The following is a 19,178-nucleotide window of genomic DNA, read 5'->3' on the forward strand; positions in this document are numbered from 1 at the left end:
TGGAGTGGGAAGAAAACGTCAGGTCGATACGGATACGGCGCGAGTCATGTCGTTCGTCGCACCCAGGTCGATCATGCGTTCCCGGATGCAGTTCGCCATGTCCCTGATCTCCTGCGATCGGCGCGCAGCTGCATGGTGCAGGTGCGTGACGGAAGGAACGAATTTCGGGTTGCGGCACGATGGATAGGACGACGGGAACACTGGGCGGCAACGGCGGCTTCGTATCCGCAACCGGCGTGATCGTATTGACGCTATTCACGCTTGCATTGCTGTTCAACGCGGTGATGCCGGCGCTCGGCATGGCGAAATCGAGCGCCGTGTGCACGTTGCTGCTGGCAACACTGGGGCTCGTCGGCCTGGTCAGATCACGTCCGGTGTTTGCCGTGTCGATGCTTTACGTGCTGGCGATCGGAATGACCGCATTCCTGGCGGGCGTGGGACTGGAGGACGGCGGCTACCTGACGGAAACCGATGTCGTCGGCGATGCGACCGGGGCGTTCAGCCGGCTCCTGACGTTCTACGTGATTTTTTTGGTCTGTGCACTCGTTGCGTTCGGTCGATTTCTGGACGAACGCCCGGTGCGTGAGCCGATCAGGGCGCGGATAACGTTGCAACCGATCAGCATCGCGATGGGGTTCGGGCTCGCGGCCACGATTATCGCGATCGGTGTGATTGCCGGCCTGACGTCGGGGTTCTCGTTGTTTTCCGGCATCAATCGATATGCGCTGCGAAATGATTCATCGAACGGGATGATGTTCAACCTGTTCCTGAACAATCAGTCCTTCATGGGTTTCCTGATGGGCACCATCGCCACCAGCTCCGACAAGCGCATCCGGGTGGCGGCGATCCTGACGATGGCTGTCGACCTGGCGCTCAATGTGATGCATGGCGAGCAATTCATGGCCGTGCTGCACATCGGGCTGTGCTCGCTTGCCCCGTTCATTTCGATTCATGCGATGAACGGCAAGCCGGTGGTTCGTTATCTGGGTATCGGTGCGGGATTGGCGCTGTTGCTCGGCGCCGCATCCATTTTCTACTCCTACAGGGGGCAGGGGCTCGAAGTAGCCGACATGCTCTCTTCGCGCTTCCTGCTGCAGGGTCAACCCTGGTACGTGGTCGACAACGATGCGCATATGTTCACGGCACCGAGGTTTGGCGGCACGGATGCGTTCTGGCGGTTCGTGCACTCTCTCGGTTCCTGGACAATGCCCACCTTTTTCGACGGTTCCGAACCGAGCGGCCTGCGTGACCTGATGAAGTCGTACACCGAGCCGAGCGTGCTCAGGGCCTATATGTTCGACGACGTGACCTTCACGATGGGGAACATGGCCGTGCCCGTGTATTGGTTCGGCTATGGCGGGGGCGCGCTCTTTGTCGCGATGACCGGCCTCGTGTACGGCGTGCTCGGTGCGCTGCAGATTCTGGTCGCGATGCGCGGCGGGGTCGTGATGCTATGGCTGATGGCGAAGGTCTTTTCATATGCGACCTTCGCCGTTCAGCAAGGTGAATACTGGATGATGTTCGGCTCGCGTACGGTGTTTTATGCGGTTCTCGCACTTGCTTGGTGGTATTGGGTCGATGCGAAGTATTCAGATCTCAAATGAACCACGCGAGGCAATCCTGAATGCTGTGGTCAAGCTGGCGTTTTCGTCATCCAGCAGTGTGCTCCGCCACCCAGTTGTCGAAGCATGCTCGGTCACCGCGGGCAATCGCTCGTTTGGGAACATATGCGGGGCGTCTCCGTCTGTTTCGTCATTCCGGAAACGGATTTTCCGATGTTGTATACGAGTTGCCTTGTGCCTTGAGTCTCCACCATTCCTGCCATGTCAAAAGCGATGAGTTCGGAGCGGTTTCACCATATCGACGCCATGCGTGCCGTTGCGGTGATACTCGTCATATGGACACACTATGCCGAACGGTTCGTCCCTCTTGCCGGTTCACAGCATGTGCTTGATACCCTGCAACGCTCCGTGAATTTCGGAAGAATCGGTGTGGTCATGTTCTTCGCGATCAGCGGTATGCTGATTCCAACCAGCCTGCATGGCGAGATCGGCGTGGGCACGAAGCGGTTCCTCGTCCGACGATTCCTTCGGCTGTATCCTGCCTATTGGCTGGCGCTTCCTGCCGGGTATTTCGTTCATTGGTATTTGTTCGACAAGAGAATGGACGTTCACGGCATTCTGGCAAATGTGACCATGATTCCGGTTGCGTTCGGGGAAAGTCTGATCCTGCCACACGGCTGGACGCTGGAAACGGAGTTGTATTTTTACGGGGTGTGTCTGATTTTGTTCTGGTGCGGGGCGCTTCACCGGATGCTCCATCTGTGTCTTGTCACGGTCGGGTTATGCGGCCTATTCGTGTTGACGCTCGAATTGCGGCTCTTCCCGGCCGATCTTCTCAGTCAGTACAAAACCATGCCGTATCATCTTGGCATCATGTTCTGGGGCGCCTGCTTTCGCCAGGCGTATGACAACCCTTCGCAACGGCTGCATGTCAGACTGGCCAGAAGCGGCGCGCTGTCCCGACTATCCGTGACTTACCGATCGGCGGTCGCCTATGCGACGATACCGGTCGTCGGCATTGCGCTTGTGGGGGCCATCGATGATTGGCGACATCACAACATGTTTCACCTTCCGATTTCGCTCGCTTACATGATCGGCATCGCGACATTCGCGCTACTGGCAACCTTGCTGAAGCTTCGTATCCGTCTGCTTTCATGGATCGGCAAGATCAGTTACTCGATCTACCTGTTGCACAGTCTTCCGCTTTTCGCGGCTTTCTGGCTGTGTCAGCGTTTCCACATTGTCGGATGGCCGCTCGGTCTTTACATGGTCGTACCGGTCGTGCCTTTGATTCCATTGTCGTGGGCCGGCTACCGACTGTGTGAAGCCCCGTTCGTGAAGCTTGCGCGTACGCTCACGTCGCGTCGGGGAAGTCGTGTGTTCGCATCGGGTGATGCGACCGGCTGATTCGTTCGCCGGGTGGATTCTCGGGCGTGTCGTGGGTCAGCGGCCAACTGCCGGCGGAAAGGCAATGCACCACCGAGGCGAGGACAGCCGACGTCCGGGCATCTGGCGTAGCCCTGCCGTGTGAACCAGCTTGTTCAATGGAAACGATTCGATATGCGCAGATCGCAATGCCTGTCTCGCGTATGCACCGGCATAGCCGGCATGATGATGGCTGGCGGACTATCGTGGCCGGGGTTCGCCGAGGCTGCATCCGGAGCATCCGCACCGGGTGCGATTCACGCGGACAGACCGGATGCGTACATTCATCCCGCCCCGGATGCCGCCGATCAGGCTGATGAACTGCAACGCGCGCTGGACGTGCTGCAGCCCGGCCAGCGATTGGTGTTCATGCCCGGACGGTATGTTGTCGGCCGTTCGCTGGTCGTGCGGCAGCGGCATGTCGTGCTGTCGGGTTTCGGCGCGACGCTGATTGCGACCGCTCCCGGCAATCAGACGATCGAGATGCGGGGCGACGGTACGACGCTCGTCGGGTTTCATATCACGGGAACCGGCGCGACGCGTCTCGACACGCCGGAGTCGACCAAGGTCGAGGTGACGGGGCACGACGTGCAAGTGCTCGACAACGTCATCGACGGCGGCGCCAGCGCGGGCATATTCGTGTTTGGCGGATCGGACGTCGCGATCGTCGGCAATCGGGTGCTGTCGACACTCGCCGACGGCATTCACATGACGCACGGCGCGCGCAATGTGCTGGTTCAGGGCAATGTCGTGCGCGGCACCGGCGACGACATGATTGCCGTGGTGAGCTACCAGGGCGACAACGTGCTTTGTCGCAACGTGCTGATCACCGGCAATTCGCTCGAGGGCAATGCGTGGGGGCGCGGAATCACGGTGGTCGGTGGCGCGGACGTGACGATCGCGAACAACGTCGTGCGCAATGTGCAGGTGAGCGCGGGCATTCTCGTCGCGCAGGAGGACAGTTACAAGACTTACGGCGCGACGGGCGTGCTGGTCGAAAACAACGAGATTTCGGATATCCAGACGGCCGTGGGGCGCACCGATCCGCGTCCGCTCACGCAGCAGGCGGCGATCGACATCAGTACATGGTCGGGCTCGGTGACGCGCGTGGTCGTGGTGGGCAACCACGTGTCACGCGCACGATTCGCCGGCATTCGCGTATGGGGAAACGTGTCGCAATACCGGATCGCGGACAACCGGTTGTCCGCGATCGGCGGCATGCCGGTGCAGGTGGGCGGTGCCGGCGGCTGTACCGCGGGCGACAAGCGGGGCGGACAGTGCGAGCCCCCGGTCGCGCAGCCGCGCTCGATCGACGTGGTGGGCGCCGACACGTCGCAATTGCCGGGCGTGCGCGAGTCGCTCAGGCAGCCGCGCCGGTCGCAGCGCGGCATCGATTGACGGCGCGCTGCCCGTGATTACCGTACGACGTCGCCCTCGACGATTTTCGCATGCGGCTCCCGTGAATCGAGCGGCGCCACATGCGTGGCCGGCAGCGTGCCGACGACGGCGCGTCCGTACTGATCGTCGAAGCGCACGATATCGTCTTCGCCGAGATAGTTGCCCGATTGCACCTCGATGATCTCGAGCGGGATCCGGCCGGGATTCTCGAGACGATGCACCTCGCCGACCGCGATATACGTCGACTCGTTCTCGCTGAGCAGGAAGGTCTCGTTGCCGCGCGTCACCTTCGCGGTGCCGCGCACGACGATCCAGTGTTCGGCGCGGTGATAGTGCATTTGAAGCGACAGCCGCTTGCCCGGCTCGACGACGATCCGCTTCACCTGGAACCGTTCGCCGAGATCGATCGAATCGTAATGCCCCCACGGGCGCTGCACTTTGCGGTGCTCGCTCGCTTGCGGACGCCGGTCGCTCTTCAGGCGCGCGACGAGGTTCTTCACGCGCTGTACGTCGTGCTTGTTCGCAACCAGCACCGCGTCGGGCGTTTCGATCACGACGACATCCTTCATGCCGACGCACGCGACGAGGCGCCCCTCCGAACGCACGAAGCTGTCCTGCGTGTCCTCGAACACGATCGGGCCGCGTGCGACATTGCCTTGATCGTCCTTCGGCATGATTTCCCAGATCGCATCCCACGTGCCGACGTCCGACCAGCCGGCCGCGAGCGGCAACACGATCCCCTCGATGCCGAGCTCGCTGTTTTCGGCGAGGCGCTCCATGACCGCGTAGTCGATCGAGTCGGGCGGGCACGCGTCGAAGGCCGCCGCGTCGATCCGGAAGAACGGATCCTCGGCGACGCCCGCGCGCCACGCCGCGTCGCAGGCCGCATGGATTTCTGGCGCAAGCGCGCGAATGGCCTTCAGCCAGACCGACGCGCGGGTGACGAAAATCCCGCTGTTCCACCAGTAGTCGCCCGATTGCAGGTAGCGTTCGGCGAGCACAGCATCGGGTTTCTCGACGAAACGCCCGATCGAATAGCCGCCTTGTCCACCGTGACGGCTCGTCCGCGCCGCGCCTACCTGGATATAGCCGTAACCCGTTTCAGCGCGGCGCGGCAGCACGCCGAGCGTGACGATCGCGCCTTCCTGCGCGTAACGAGCCGCGCGCGCGATGGCGTCCTGGAACGCGCCGACATCGGCGATCACGTGATCAGCCGGCATGACCGCGAGCACGGGATCGTCCTCGAGCGCGCTGGCATCGAGTGCTGCGAGCGTGAGCGCCGGCGCCGTGTTGCGCGCAGCCGGCTCGATCAGGATGCGGGCCGGCGCCGCACGGTCGACCACTTGCGCGGCGCTCATGATGCGATGCTGTTCGCCGCATACCAGCAGCAGCGTGTCGCCGAGCGCCGCGTTCGCGATGCCGTTCAGGCGACGCGCCGTCGCCGACAGCGGCGATTCGTTCGAGGTCAGCTCGATCAGCTGTTTCGGGTACTGCTCGCGCGACAGCGGCCAGAGGCGGGTGCCCGAACCGCCGGCGAGGATCACCGGCAGGATGCGCGGAAGGTCGGGTTCCGGAACGGGGCGAAGGGTACGGGTCATCGATTGGCTCCGGTATCGGCGGGTAGCCGGTTGTGCTCGCGTCCGTCGGCGTGCGCGTCGTCGTGTCGGGGCAGGCGCGTCGAAACGGCTCGGGACAGCAGTTGGCGCAGGGCCCCGGCGGCGCGGTCGGCGGGCCGGATCAGACCGACGAACGGCGCACCCTGTTCGAGGTACGGTCCGTATGCCTTGCGGAATCCGAAGCGTTTGTAGAACGCCTGGCGCGGTGCCGGAACATGCATGCGCAGCGCGGCATCCGGCCATGCGGCCAACGCGGTGGTCAGTGCACGTTCGATCAGGCGTTCGAGCGTATCGCCGTCGCGGCATGCCTCGCTTGTCAGTACCTTGTCGATCACGACATCCGGATCGATGTCGTCGCCGGGCAGGATGCGCGCGTAAGCCGCGACTTCCGCCGTGTCGCCGTTGTGCACGCGTGCGTATACATGCAATGCGCCCGCGTCCTTGCCGTCGATGTCGAGATGGGTGTGCGCATCCTCGACGACCAGTACGGCGTTGCGCGCGCGCAGAATTGCATAGAGATCGACGGCGCTCAGGTGTTCGAATTCACAACAATGCCATTCCATGATGCAGTCCTCGCGTGAAGCCTTCCGCATGCTGTACCGCATGGATGCGTTCCGAGCGGTGCGGCAATGGTCATGATCGCGGATGCCGCATGCGCCAGTCTGTTCGAAAGCATACTCACGCTCCGGATTCACGCGGCTGGCGTGCGCGATGGCGGTACCGGTGCGCTAGAACGGGGCAATGTGCGGTAGCACACATCGGTCGTGACGGGGCTTTCTGATAATTGGCCAATCACGGTGGCGCGCGGCGATGCGCGGTCCGCCAACATCGAATGTCAATGAAGAACCAGGGGCAGGACTTGAAGATTGCGATCGTTCACGACTGGCTGGTTGTGCCGGGCGGCGCCGAACGGGTGCTGGCGCACATGATCGACTGTTTTCCGCAGGCCGATATCTACAGCCTCGTCGATTTTCTCGAGGACCGGTCGTGCCTGCGCGGCCGCGCGGTACGCACGTCCTTCATCCAGCGGCTGCCGTTCGCGCGGAAACGCTACCGCAGCTATCTGCCGTTGTTTCCGCTTGCCATCGAACAGTTCGATCTGTCGGAATACGACATCGTGCTGTCGAGCTCGTATGCGGTCGCGAAGGGCGTGCTGAGCGGTCCGGACCAGTTCCACGCAAGCTACGTGCATTCGCCGATGCGCTATGCGTGGGATCTTCAGCATCAATACCTGAACGAGGCAGGGCTTGCGCGCGGGCCGAAATCGGTGATCGCGCGGGCGCTGCTGCATTACATCCGCAACTGGGATGCCCGTTCGGCGAACGGCGTCGACCGCGTCGCAGCGAATTCGCATTTCATCGCACGCCGCATCCGCAAGACCTACCGGCGTGACGCGACGGTGATCTATCCGCCGGTCGACGTTGACCATCTGTCGCTGCGCACAGACAAGGACGCGTTTTACCTGACCGCATCGCGACTCGTGCCGTACAAGCGGATCGACCTGATCGTCGAGGCATTTTCGCGCATGCCGGAGCGCCGGCTCGTCGTGATCGGCGACGGGCCCGACATGGAAAAGATCCGCGCGCTGGCCGGGTCGAACGTCACGCTGCTTGGCTACCAGCCATTCGATGTCCTGCACGACCACCTGCAGCGCGCGCGCGCGTTCGTGTTCGCGGCGGAGGAGGATTTCGGCATTTCTCCGGTTGAGGCGCAGGCTTGCGGCACGCCCGTGATCGCGTACGGGAAGGGCGGCGTGCGCGAGTCGGTGCGCGGATGGCCGTGCGCCGGTGCAACGGGCCTGTTCTACCGCGCGCAGACCGTCGACGCGCTGATCGACGCACTCGCCCGTTTCGAAGCGCTGCCGCACGGCGCGCTCGATCCGCACGCGTGCCGGGCGAACGCCGAATTCTTCGGTTCGATGCGTTTCCGCGAAGCGTTCTCGCGCTTCGTGATGAAAGGCTATGTTGCATTGCAGGAAGAGATGACCGCTCCAGCCGGTAGCAGGGCGGACGGCGGCGGCGTGCGCGATTGGCAGGCGCAACATGGCGAATCCGTGCTTGTGAACCTGACCGTCGACACGCGCGGTTGATTACGACGTGTAACGGCGGCACGGGCCGTGCGCCGTCGCGATACGGCACAGCCGTCCGGCGGCGTGCGCGATTATGCGGCGAGTGGAATACGGTACCGGTCTTTCCCGGGGATTTCGATGAAAATCGCAGGCAATCGACCGCCTTCGTCTTGCGGAAAAGTAATATTTGGCACTGATTGACTGCAATGCTCATAGATAATCAAATCTAAGTGGTCAAAGGTTTATGGCGCGGGGCGGGCGGGCGCGTAACCGCCTGATTCAGGTTTATCTTTTGGTAACAAGACCATTTCGAAACGGGGTGTAAATTCAGGAGCGGATGAAATGCGGCGGTCATTCCGGGAGCGGGTTGGCAGCCATCCGGTTCAGCATCGGGCGCAACGGTCGTATACGACGTGACGCACATGCCGACGGCATTCCCGTCTGCCGACGCGCGCTGCCTGGATGGCGGGGCGTATCAAAGCGGGAACGTCGTGGCTCCCGCAGCCGCGCGTTCCCTTCGAGTTCGATGACAACGAGGCCGGATGACATCCGGCTCAACCTCCGGGGGCTCTCGCCGTGTGCAGTTTCGATCTTCGCCAAAGCTGCGGAAACGCAGCGCGGAAAGGCGGCCATGCGCCGCCGGCCGCAGCGCACGCGAACGGTTCGCGGAGTGGAGAAAGTGATGGTTCGTTATGAATATGCCAATAACGCGCGATAAGAGCGCCGGCGCGGGGAGTGGTAACGGGCAGCGTCCGCTGATTTACTGGACGCAGTCGCCGTCCGTCATGTTGCGAAAGGAGCTGGCGCGACGCGATTGGAAAGTGTCGATCGTCGCGCAGGCGAGCGAGCTGCGCGACACGTCCGGCGAAATCACCTGCGGCATTCTCGACCTGAGCGGCGGCCATGCCGACGCGATCGGCAGCATCGCGTCGACCTGCGCGTCGATGCGCGACGTCGTCTGGGTTGCGCTCGTCGACGTCGGCCAGACCGCTTCGCCGAACGTGCGTGCGCTGTTGCGCGACTATTGCTTCGACTACGTCACGCTGCCCGCGTCGCACCAGCGGATCGCCGATACGGTCGGCCATGCGTACGGCATGGAATGCCTGTTCGCGCGCGACCGCGAACGGCTCGAATCGGAAGAGAAAGGCATCGTCGGCACCTGCAGCGCGATGCTGCGGCTGTTCGATACGGTGCGGCGCTTCGCGCGCACGGACGCGCCGGTGTTCGTGTTCGGCGAAACGGGAACCGGCAAGGAGTTGACGGCGGTCGCGATCCATCGCCATTCGGAGCGCCGCAACGGCCCGTTCGTCGCGGTCAACTGCGGCGCCATTCCGCCTCATCTGCTGCAATCCGAACTGTTCGGCTACGAACGCGGCGCGTTTACCGGCGCGAACGCGCGCAAGATCGGCTATGTCGAAGCGGCGAATGGCGGCACGCTGCTGCTCGACGAGATCGGCGATCTGCCGCACGAGAGCCAGGCGAGCCTGCTGCGTTTTCTGCAGGAACGCTCGATCCATCGCCTCGGCGGCAGCGATCCGGTGCCGGTCGATGTCCGGATCGTGTCCGCGACGCACGTCGACCTGCGGGGCGCGATGGAGGAAGGGCGCTTTCGGCCGGACCTGTTTCACCGACTGTGCGTGATGCGCATCGACCAGCCGCCGCTGCGCGCGCGCGGCAAGGACATCGAACTGCTCGCGCATCACATGCTGGAACGCTTCCGCGGCGACGCACGCCATCGCGTGCGCGGCTTCTCGACGGATGCGATCACGGCGCTCTACAAGCACGACTGGCCCGGCAATGTCCGCGAACTGATCAACCGCGTGCGCCGCGCGGTCGTGATGACGGAAGGGCGCCTGATTACCGCACAGGATCTCGAACTCGAATACTGTCTCGATGCGGCGTCACCGTCGGTGGCCGACATTCGCAAGTCGATCGAGCGAGAGGCAATCGAAACCGCACTGCTGCGCACGCGCGGGCGCGTCGCGGCGTCGGCGCGCGAGCTCGGCGTATCGCGCGCGACGCTGTATCGCTGGATGGAGGCATACGGGATCGAGCGGCCGCGCGGCACAGGCTCGTCCGACTGAGATTCGACAGAGGCGCTCGCGGCTTTCGGCAGCCGCCGCGAGCGTCGCGTCAACCGGCCTGCGTGGCGCGCACCGTGCGCGCGGCGTTCACTGCCCGGATTTCCACGGCTGGCGGCCCATCGGCCGCTGCCCCATTCTTCCCGGCCGTTTCGAGTGAGACGAGCGCGACGCGCGCCGGCGTGCCGGGCGCGAGATGGAACCAGTCGTCGCGCGGCACGTAGCCCGGCGCATCGATCTGCACGTGGCGCGCGACGTGCCGTGTGTCGATGTCGACGTGCCACGTGTCGCCGGTGCGCGACACGCATGCCTCCAACCCGAGTTCGCGTCGTGCCAGCACGGCCGGATGCGTGCGGGACGGGAAATGGAACGCCTGCGACAGCAGCGTGCCGTCGTCGGCGCGCAGCGTCGCGACGACGGTGTCGTGCTCGCAGGGCCCGAAACGGTACGCGTAGGTCCAGTCGAAGAAGCGGCCGAGCAGCTCGGCCGATCCGAGCCGCACCGTGTCGTGCGCCGCGATCCGCACCGGGCAGCCGGCCCGCGCGACCGGCGTGCGGCCGTCGCGCAGTGCGACCAGCTCGAGCGCCGCCGACAGTGGCGCAGGGCGCTCGTTGACGACATGCACGTCGAGCCCGTTCAAGCCTTCGTCGACCAGCAGCACCTGCACCGGCTGCAGGACCTGGCGCAGCGCATGCCACGCCGATTTCGGCCGGTGCAGCGCGTCGATCATCCCCCAGCCGGCGCCCGGCATCACGTCCTGGAACTGCCAGACGAGCGCGCCGGCGCAGCGGGAGCCGGTGCGCCGCCATTCGGAAAACGTTTCGCGCATCAGGTCCGCGACCACCGCGCGCGACAGCTCGAAGTAGCGCGCGGGATCCTCGCGCCGCAGCCGGTCGGGCGCGACGTCGTACAGCGTGTGCAGATAGTGGTCGCGAATGTCCTCGAAATCCCACGACGTGCCGGGGTCGCGCGGCACCGCGGCCTTCCAGCGCGGCTCGTGCACGCCGGGCCAGCCGAGCTCGGCGAGCGTCGCGTCGCACGGCACGTTCGAGAATGCGAGGCATTCGCTCGCGAAGCGCACGTCCGCGCGGCGCGCATCGTCGAGCGGGCGCAGGTACGCACCGACGCCGTAGTAGTGCGACACGCGTTCGCGCGGCGCGAACGGCAGCACGCCGCCGTCGGGCGAATCGGGCACGTACGGGACGTCGGGCCGGCATGCAGCCGCATGGCTGGCCAGCCGGTCGGCGGTCAGCTCGAGGAAGCGCTGCTTCGGCCCGAGCCCGGACATCGCGGCCTGTTGCGCGATCTCGCTGCCGCCGCACAGGACGGCAAGCGACGGCGACGCGCTGTGACGCGAGAGGAACTGCCGGGCTTCGCGATCGATGTTGTCCGCGAACGCGGGATCGTCGAGCGCATAGTCGAAGTTCGCGAACATGAAATCCTGCCAGACCAGCAGCCCGAGCCGGTCGCACCAGGCGTGAAAGGCATCGGCCTCGTAGGTCATCGTGCCGCCGACGCGGATCATGTTGAAGCCGGCGTCGCGCGCGAGCCCGAGCAGGCGGGCGTAGGTGGCATCCTCCGCGTGCAGTGCGAGCGGCGCGGCACTGCTCCAGCACGCGCCGCGCGCGAACACGGGCACGCCGTTGATGCGTAGCCCGAAGCCCTTGCCGTCCGCACCGGCATCGACTTCGATCGTGCGGAAACCCGTCGCACCGAGCGGTCGCTGCTCGTCGCCGATATGCAGCGCAATGTCGTACAGCACCGGCTCGCCGTGCGTATGCGGCCACCAGCGGCATACGTTGGGCACCGCGACGCTTGCGCGCAGGCGGTCGGCGCCGGCACGTTCGAGTGTGGCGTGGTGCTGGCCGCACGACAGCCGTGCCGCGAGCGCGTCGGGCAGCGGTGCGGCGAACGTCAGCTCCGCGTCGAGCCAGCCCGTGTCGCCTTCGATGCGCGCCCGCAGGTCGCAATCGACGAGAACGGGCCCGTCAGCCGGATCGAGCACGTCCACGGGCCGCCACGGGCCGGTCGGCACATGCGGCGGAAACCAGCCCGGCATGTGCCCGAACAGCGACGTGCGGATCGTGCGCAGCGCCGCCGGCTCCGCGAGCCGCGTGCGCCAGCGCACCCGGCGCGGCGCGCGCGTGTCGCGCAGGTGCGGGGCGAGCGCGCGGAAACAGAGGGTCAGCCGGTGCGTACCGTCGAGCGACACGGGCACGTCGTGCGTGACGAACATGCTGTCGGAGCGAAGGATCGGCGTGTCGTCGAGCCATGCTTGCGCGAGCGTCGCGAGGCCGTGAAAGCGCAGCACGCGCGGCCCGTGTCCACGCAGTTCGATCCGGTACCAGTGGTCGCGCTCGTCGAGCGATTCGGCTTCGCCAAGCCGGCCGGCGAGCGCGAGCGACTGCGCGACGGTACCGGGCACGGTTGCCGGAATCCAGCCGTCGCCGGCGGCCGGGAGGTCGCGCGGTTCCCGTGCAGCACCCGCGGCCGTCGCCAGCATCGACCACGCGGGCAGGGCACGCGTGCGGGTCACCGCATGGCCGGCACAGGTGCCGCGGTGTCGCTGCGCGCGGGCGTCATGTGTCGTGGCGGCAAGGCGATCTGCCGCGCGCAGGCGACCACATCCGCGTAGGCGGCTTCGATCGCTTCGAGCGTCGAGTCGCCACGCTCCTCCTTGCCGCGCGCGCAGGCGCGCGCGAGCCGGAATTCCAGCACCATCGCTTCGGACGCGATGCGATCGCACGCGGCGCGGATCTCGGCGAACGGCCCGACGCAGCCGCTGGCCTGCAGCCAGCGCGCGTAATGGCCGAACAGTTCGAAATTCGCGCCGAGCTGCCGCACCGAGTTGAACGAGTACGCATGGAAGTGCTCGAGTGGCGAATCGGCAAGCGTCCGTGCGTCGGTCTGCAACTGCCGACGGAATGCCGCGATCGGATCGACGACCGGCAGGCGCCGCAGGTGGCGCTGCAGGGCGGCGAGCGACGTTTCGCACAGCACGCGCTCGTCGAGCGGTGCAAACCGCCGCTTCGCGCATTCGACGTACGGCGGCAGCGTCATCGGCGAGTTGCCGCCGACGAGCCCGTTGTAGTCGAAATCCTCGGCCACGTAATAGCCACTGTTGTGGAAGTAGCCGATCTGCTGTTTCGCGCGGTCGATCGCATCGATGCCGATCGTCGTCTTCGTGTGCTGCGTGCGGTAGCTGCTGCCGCGCGTATCGGGCAGGAACCACGCATCGACCTCGACGATCATCAAGTGGCCGCGCGCGACCTGCGTCTCGATGTGCCGGTCGAGCGGTTCGTAGATCGAGTGTTCCTGCACGACGATGCCGTACAGCCGCTCCAGTTCGTCGTGCGGAAACTTGAAGAACGTGAACTGGTCACCCTCGAAATCCAGCGCGATCGTAAACGGCAGCGCCGCATACGGATTGAAGCCCCACCACCGGAGCACCTCGAGCCACATGTCGACGTAGCAGTTGGTCTGCTTCCAGACCATCTCCTGGCTGTGCAGCGGGTGCGGCCGGTAGTGGCGCGCGCGGTGGCGCACATCCTCGAACGACGCGTCTTCGCCGTCGCGGGACACGAATCTCATGGCGCGCCCCACAGCACGTCGCGGACTTCGCGCGGCCATGCATCGATGTCGAAGCCGTGGTGGCGGAACAGCGCGAGCGTGAGCCGTTCGAGGCCGAAGCCGACGCAGCCCGTGTGCGCGACGTCGCCCGTCGCGGTGCGGATGTCCCACAGCAGCCCGAAATGGTCCATGTGGTAGTTGAAGCTCAGGCAGGCGGTCTGGCGATCGTCGTGCTCGATCGGGATCAGCAGCTCGAATTTCAGGTTCTGCTCGCGCTGGCTGTTCGCGACGATCTTGCCGCCGCGCCCGAAGAACGGATCGTTCGCGAGGTCGATCGCATTGGGCAGGCGCAGTGCCTCGATCATTCGCGTGCCGCGTTCGATCCAGGTCTCGCGGAACGACACGATCTGCTCGGGCGTGCCGATCCGAACGTACTCGCGCATCCGGAACAGCTGCATGCGGGTCGGATCGAGCGACGGCTCGTGGCGGAAGCAGTACGAGAAGACGTCGACGATCCGGCCGTCGGCCGGCAGCGCGCCCGCGCGTGCGACGACCGGGTAGACGGGGTAGCACGCGGCGGGCGTCATCACGACGTAGGTCGGCTTCTGGCTTTCCGTCCAGTCGTCGCCGCGATCGAGGCACTGCAGTACGCGCTGGTGCTGGCGCTCGTCGCCGCAGAACGCATGCACGCTGCCCGCGAGCTGCGGGAAGCTTTTCATGTATTCGCTGCGCTCGAACTCGGTGCGGCTCATCGCCGGCGGGAAGCGCAGCACTTCGGCCTGCTGGTCGGCGCCGATGCGCGTGACGAACGCGTCGAGCGCTTCCACGACGCGCTCGAACCGTTCGCTGCGGCCGAACAGGCCCTGGATGCCGGTCGAGACCAGCAGGCCCGCGTCGATCAGTTCGTCGCGCAGCGGGTTGACGCCCGCGCGGTCGAGCGGTGCGTCGGCGGGAGCGGAGGCGGCGGAGGGCACGGCAAGGCGATCGTTCACGTATGTTTCTCCAGCGTCGCAGGACGCAGCGCGAGCAGCAGGTTCGAGGTGTTGGCGGCAATGCGGTCGTTGCTGATCATCAGCGGTGCCGCATGCAGGTCGCGAATGTGGCGGCCGATGCTGAACGGGGTGCCTTGCTTGTAGCCGGCCATCCCGCAGATCATCATGGCCTGGTGTGCGACTTCCAGCGCGGTCGTCGACACGTAGGTCTTCAGCGTGTTGATCTCGGCGGCCCAGGCCATGCCGGCCGACCACGAGCGCGCCGTCGCATGCGCATGGAGGCGTAGCACGTTGTCGACGCGAGCCTGCATCGCCTGCATCAGCGCGAGCGATTCGGCGATGCGACGCGACGCGGGCGACGGTGCGCCGTCGGTCTGGCGTGCCTGTGCGCGGAAGAACTGGTGCGCGCGATGGAACGCGTCGCCGGCCACGCCGATCCATACCGCGGCCCACAGGATGTGCGACACCGGCACCATCGTGTCCTCGGCGATCTTCGCGAACGGCACCGGCAGGCACTGGACGGCGGCGCCGCGAGCGTCGAGCTCGAAGCCGTTGCTGCAGGTGCCGCGCATCCCGAGCGTGTCCCATTCGCCGCGGCGCGTGAGCGTGTAGCCGTCGCGCAGCAGCGTGACGAGCACCTGCTCGGAAGCCGGCGCGTCCGCATCGCGTCGCGCGGTCGCGAGGATGCCGTCCGCATAGTCGCCGTACGAGATCGTCGGCGCGGATTTGCGCAGCCGGAACTCGTCGCCGTCGATTTCGAGCGCGCACTGGCTCGCGCGCAGGTTGCCGCCGACGCCGTTTTCCGACGTGGCCGATGCGAGCAGCCACTGGTGGCGCACGAGCTGCTGCAGGAACAGCTTGTGCCAGCCCTGGTCGAGCGCGTGGTCGACGATGCAGGCGACCTGGATCTGGTGCATCGCGAACACCATCGCCGACGACGCACAAGCCTGGCCGAGAATCGAGCAGGCCGACGCGATGTCCTCCAGCGACGCGCCAGCGCCGCCGAGAGGGGTCGGCACCATCGCGCCGAGCAGGCGGCGCGCGCGCATCGCCTCGATCGCCTCGACGGGGCAGCGCGCGTCGCGGTCGACCGCGTCCGCGTGCTGCGCGGCGATCTGTGCGACGGCATGCGCGGCCTCGTCGAGCCGACGCGAATCGCTGTCGGCCGCGAGTTCGGGAAGCAGCGCGCTCATGCGGAATGCTCGGTGCGTTGCAGTGTGGCGATCGTGTCCGCGAGCGCATCGATGCTGCGGAACAGGTTGCGGTTCAGCATCTCGTCGGGAATCTCGATGTTGAATTGCTTCTCGATCGCGAGCATCAGCTGGATCGTGTCGAGCGAGGAGAGGCCCGCTTCGTAGAGGTCGTCCCCGTCGCCGATCGAATCGATCGTGGCTTCGAGATGGGCGACGTGCTTCAGGATGGTTCTGATTTCGTTTTTCACGTGCTGCTCCGGCGTGCGTGGTGTCGTCCGCTCGGGCAGACGCGCGATACGCGCTGACGTCCCCCCGGCAGTCCGGCATCAGTAGACCATTGGCAGGCACGGCGTTCTGTTCGCCACCCTACAAACGGCTGACCCTGTGCGCCGACGCGCAGCGTCAAACGGGCCGGCCGGTCAGGCGCGCGACGCGGCCGGCACGCCCGAGTCGGCCGACAGGATGCGCTTCATCTCGTCGCGCACGATCGCGCGGCAGCCGCACGACATTTTTTCGAGGCCGTCGAGGTCGGCGAGCTCGATCGAGCTCCGGTATTGCCGGATCAGGCCCAGCTTCTGGATGTCGCCGGCGGCATCGGTGACCGTTTCGCGCCGTACGCCGAGCATCTGCGCCAGCATGCTGTGCGTCACCTGGATCTCGATGCTGCGGGTCCGGTCGTATGCGAGCAGGAACCATCTGCATAACTGATGTTTGAGCACGTGGTGACGGCTGCAGAACGTGATCTGCGAGACCTGCGCCATCAGCAGCCGCACGCAGACGAACACGAGATGGCGGATCACCGGCGACGTGTCGAACGCGGCGGCGAATACGCGCCGGTCGAGCCGGTAGACGAAACCGTCGCGGCAGGCGACGGCCCGGCACGGCATCCGGCCGCTGCCACCGATCACGTCGTCGCACACCACGCTCTCGCTGCCGATCTCCGCGACTTCCAGCGTCATGCCGCCGGACGACACGTACTGCAGCGAAATCGCGGTCGTGACGGGCAGGTAGACCGCGGCGAGCATTTCGCCGGGTTCGCAGAGCACTTGCCCCGATTTCAGGTGGACGAGTTGAAGGTGGGGAACCAGCGTCGCGAGCTCGTCGCGGTCGATGGCCGCGAGAAACCGGTTCGCATCGAAGCTGTGGGAAAGCTCGATCATGCCGTTCGCATACGCAACGGCGTCAGGGGCCTGGTGAGTCACGGCGCATCCTCGTAGGGTGGCGGTCGCGCGTCGTCTCGGCGATACCCCGAAAATGGGGAATTCGCACGATCGTGCGGACTTGTGTTCGTCAAAAATGGAGTGACGATACCGGCAAAAAGGCTAGCACGCCATTGAATTCATTCAATTGCATATTGCGTCATTTCACAAAGTTTGACGTTTTTTGTTCAATGCAAACGTTATCCGGATTTAATGATTCATTTCCGCGGAATTAATCATCCTGAAATGGAATGAGATGCCGGGCATTCATTCGGTGTCGGCCGGGAATCAATCCCGCGCCACCGCGCATCGTCTGGAGAAAGTGCCTGGCAGGCATTGAACATTATTTGACAAATGAATGACGTTCGCGGAAATACATAATCAAATCAATGGCTTGCTTTCGAAATGCGCGCCAGGCAACAGAGCTGAAAATCTGCGTGTCGATGCAAATTTGAGACAGTTTCAAACGGCCGTGTGACGCGTGGCGCAGCAGCGGCGTGCTATCTGGAACATCATGGAAACAATTGAAAATCAGCTGTAAGTATATGAACGGCAAGCCTCGCGGCACCGGCGCGGCTGCCTCGGTCCGATACCGGGGAAATGATCAGTCAAATCGCATGCAGTGTCCATCGCCGGGAAGAGTGTCCGGAAATGAGACGCTTTTTTTGTTTTTGATCGGGTAATTCGAGTGATCTAAATCCGGCGTGATTCATATATTAAGGATGGGCATGTATTGGCACGTAAATCGCTTATTAGGGCTGGCGTGTCGAAACGGGACGGTCGGCTCAATCCGGCGGCGACAAGCCGAGGGTCAGTCGGAATCAGGGTTGTGGCCGCAACCCCTGTCAACGTCCGGGCGCGCATCGCGATAACGGGTTCCGTGCACGTGGCTGCAGGCGGCACGGACGATAAAAGGGATACAGACATGCTTCATCTTCACTCGAGCTATTCGGCGAATGCCATCCTCGATGCCCTCCCCGAGGACAGCATCCGCACCATCGCACCGCATCTCGAACTGGTCAGGATCAAGGCCGGGATGCTCGACCGGGTCGGCGAACCGATGCGCCACGTGCATTTCCCGACGACGTCGATGATGTCGGTGCAGCACCTGATGGAAGACGGTGCGATGGTCGAGGTGGCGCAGGTCGGCCGCGAGGGCGTGGTCGGGCTGGCGACGCTGGTCGGTGGCGCTGCTGCGTCGAACCGGGTCGAGGTCCGCATCGGCGGGATGGCCTATCGTGTGCCGAGCTGCGTGATGCGCGCCGAATTCGAGCGATCGCCGGCCACCTACCGGCTGCTGCTCAACTACTGCCAGGCGGCGATGGCGCAGATCTCGCGCAGCGCGCTGTGCAACCGCCATCACTCGGTCAGCGAGCAGCTCAGCCGCTGGCTGCTGCTCGCGCACGATCGCATCGACGGCGACGAACTGGCCGTCACGCAGCAGACGATCGCAAACATGCTCGGCGTGCGGCGCGAAGGCGTGACGGAAGCGGCGGGCAATCTGCAGGAAGCCGGGCTGATCCGGCAGCGCCGCGGCCGCATCACCGTGCTAGACCGCGATGGCCTCGAACATCACGCGTGTGAATGCTACGACCTGATTCGCGCCGACTATCGCAGGTTGCTCGGCGCGCGCGGGACGGCGAGGCCGGCACCGGTTCGGCCCCGCATGCCGGAGGGGCGTTGCGGGTTCCCGGCACATGGTGCGTGACGATGCAGTCGAGGTCCGGTGGAACGAATGCGATGCGGCGTGCTGCGATCGCAGCGACCGACGTCGTGCTCGTGCTGGCAGGCGCGCTCGCGGCGCAGGTGGCGTCGGGCCTCGCGTGGCGCGAGCTGTCCGACGCGCAGCGCGGCGCGATCGCGCTGCTGGGCGTGCTGACCGTGGCATTGCTGCCGCGCTACCTGCGCACCGTGCGCGGTGGCGTGGCGCCGCAAGGCGGCACGCATGCGCTGACGCAGACGATGGTGGCGCTCGTCTGCGCAAGCGTGCTGACGGTGGCCGCCGCGATGTGGATCATGAACCGCGGCGGCACGATCACGCCACGCTGGATCGTGCGCACGGTGCTGGCCGGCG

General features: G+C 65.1%; 14 protein-coding genes and 1 pseudogene. 7 read left to right on the plus strand and 8 right to left on the minus strand.

Going from position 1 to position 19,178, the window contains the following annotated elements; genetic code table 11:
• The first annotated feature begins 179 nt into the window (after positions 1 to 179).
• From G3N64_RS06475 to G3N64_RS06485, 3 genes are all read left to right on the plus strand, one after another.
• A complete protein-coding gene (locus tag G3N64_RS06475) occupies positions 180 to 1,604 on the plus strand; it encodes a DUF6418 domain-containing protein (protein ID WP_205782889.1) in 1,425 nt (474 codons plus the stop codon).
• A gap of 219 nt (positions 1,605 to 1,823) precedes the next feature.
• Positions 1,824 to 2,969, plus strand: a complete 1,146-nt coding sequence (locus G3N64_RS06480) for an acyltransferase (protein WP_205782890.1) — start codon at positions 1,824 to 1,826, stop codon at positions 2,967 to 2,969.
• A 153-nt stretch (positions 2,970 to 3,122) separates the two neighbouring features.
• Complete coding sequence (locus G3N64_RS06485; protein ID WP_205782891.1) at positions 3,123 to 4,385, plus strand: right-handed parallel beta-helix repeat-containing protein; 1,263 nt, start codon at positions 3,123 to 3,125, stop codon at positions 4,383 to 4,385.
• A 17-nt stretch (positions 4,386 to 4,402) separates the two neighbouring features.
• Here G3N64_RS06485 and G3N64_RS06490 read toward each other — a convergent pair whose 3' ends face one another.
• On the minus strand, positions 4,403 to 5,983 hold the full coding sequence (locus tag G3N64_RS06490; RefSeq protein ID WP_205782892.1) for a mannose-1-phosphate guanylyltransferase/mannose-6-phosphate isomerase: 1,581 nt from the start codon (positions 5,981 to 5,983) through the stop codon (positions 4,403 to 4,405).
• The gene (locus G3N64_RS06495) at positions 5,980 to 6,564 is read right to left on the minus strand and encodes a drug:proton antiporter (RefSeq protein WP_241020810.1); all 585 of its coding nucleotides are present in this window, start codon (positions 6,562 to 6,564) and stop codon (positions 5,980 to 5,982) included. The genes G3N64_RS06490 and G3N64_RS06495 overlap by 4 nt, the downstream gene beginning before the upstream one ends.
• A gap of 296 nt (positions 6,565 to 6,860) precedes the next feature.
• On the opposite strand from G3N64_RS06495, the gene G3N64_RS06500 reads away from it, so the two are divergent.
• Both G3N64_RS06500 and G3N64_RS06505 read left to right on the plus strand, forming a co-directional pair.
• Complete coding sequence (locus G3N64_RS06500) at positions 6,861 to 8,090, plus strand: glycosyltransferase family 4 protein (RefSeq protein ID WP_205782903.1); 1,230 nt, start codon at positions 6,861 to 6,863, stop codon at positions 8,088 to 8,090.
• A gap of 671 nt (positions 8,091 to 8,761) precedes the next feature.
• Complete coding sequence (locus tag G3N64_RS06505; RefSeq protein WP_205782893.1) at positions 8,762 to 10,153, plus strand: sigma-54 dependent transcriptional regulator; 1,392 nt, start codon at positions 8,762 to 8,764, stop codon at positions 10,151 to 10,153.
• Positions 10,154 to 10,202: 49 nt separating this feature from the next.
• Here G3N64_RS06505 and G3N64_RS06510 read toward each other — a convergent pair whose 3' ends face one another.
• The 6 genes from G3N64_RS06510 to G3N64_RS06535 form a co-directional block, all read right to left on the minus strand.
• A complete protein-coding gene (locus G3N64_RS06510; protein ID WP_205782894.1) occupies positions 10,203 to 12,686 on the minus strand; it encodes a glycoside hydrolase family 2 protein in 2,484 nt (827 codons plus the stop codon).
• Positions 12,683 to 13,741, minus strand: a complete 1,059-nt coding sequence (locus G3N64_RS06515; protein ID WP_205782895.1) for a DUF1839 family protein — start codon at positions 13,739 to 13,741, stop codon at positions 12,683 to 12,685. Before G3N64_RS06515 ends, G3N64_RS06510 begins: the two co-directional genes overlap by 4 nt.
• A complete protein-coding gene (locus G3N64_RS06520) occupies positions 13,738 to 14,712 on the minus strand; it encodes an amino acid--[acyl-carrier-protein] ligase (RefSeq protein WP_205782896.1) in 975 nt (324 codons plus the stop codon). The genes G3N64_RS06515 and G3N64_RS06520 overlap by 4 nt, the downstream gene beginning before the upstream one ends.
• Entirely contained in the window at positions 14,709 to 15,905 is a 1,197-nt protein-coding gene (locus G3N64_RS06525; RefSeq protein WP_205782897.1) for an acyl-CoA dehydrogenase family protein, read from the minus strand. The genes G3N64_RS06520 and G3N64_RS06525 overlap by 4 nt, the downstream gene beginning before the upstream one ends.
• Complete coding sequence (locus G3N64_RS06530; RefSeq protein WP_205782898.1) at positions 15,902 to 16,153, minus strand: acyl carrier protein; 252 nt, start codon at positions 16,151 to 16,153, stop codon at positions 15,902 to 15,904. The genes G3N64_RS06525 and G3N64_RS06530 overlap by 4 nt, the downstream gene beginning before the upstream one ends.
• 171 nt (positions 16,154 to 16,324) lie before the next feature.
• Entirely contained in the window at positions 16,325 to 17,107 is a 783-nt protein-coding gene (locus G3N64_RS06535) for a Crp/Fnr family transcriptional regulator (protein ID WP_205782899.1), read from the minus strand.
• Between the two features lie 922 nt (positions 17,108 to 18,029).
• On the opposite strand from G3N64_RS06535, the gene G3N64_RS06540 reads away from it, so the two are divergent.
• Together G3N64_RS06540 and G3N64_RS06545 are read left to right on the plus strand one after the other, a co-directional pair.
• Positions 18,030 to 18,812 carry a Crp/Fnr family transcriptional regulator gene (locus G3N64_RS06540; RefSeq protein ID WP_205782900.1) on the plus strand — a complete coding sequence of 261 codons (783 nt, stop codon included), beginning with the start codon at positions 18,030 to 18,032 and terminating at the stop codon, positions 18,810 to 18,812.
• Positions 18,813 to 18,844: 32 nt separating this feature from the next.
• Positions 18,845 to 19,178: pseudogene (locus tag G3N64_RS06545) on the plus strand (undecaprenyl-phosphate glucose phosphotransferase); the annotation flags it as partial.

Source organism: Burkholderia sp. Ac-20344 (assembly GCF_017104975.1).
Lineage (GTDB): Bacteria > Pseudomonadota > Gammaproteobacteria > Burkholderiales > Burkholderiaceae > Burkholderia.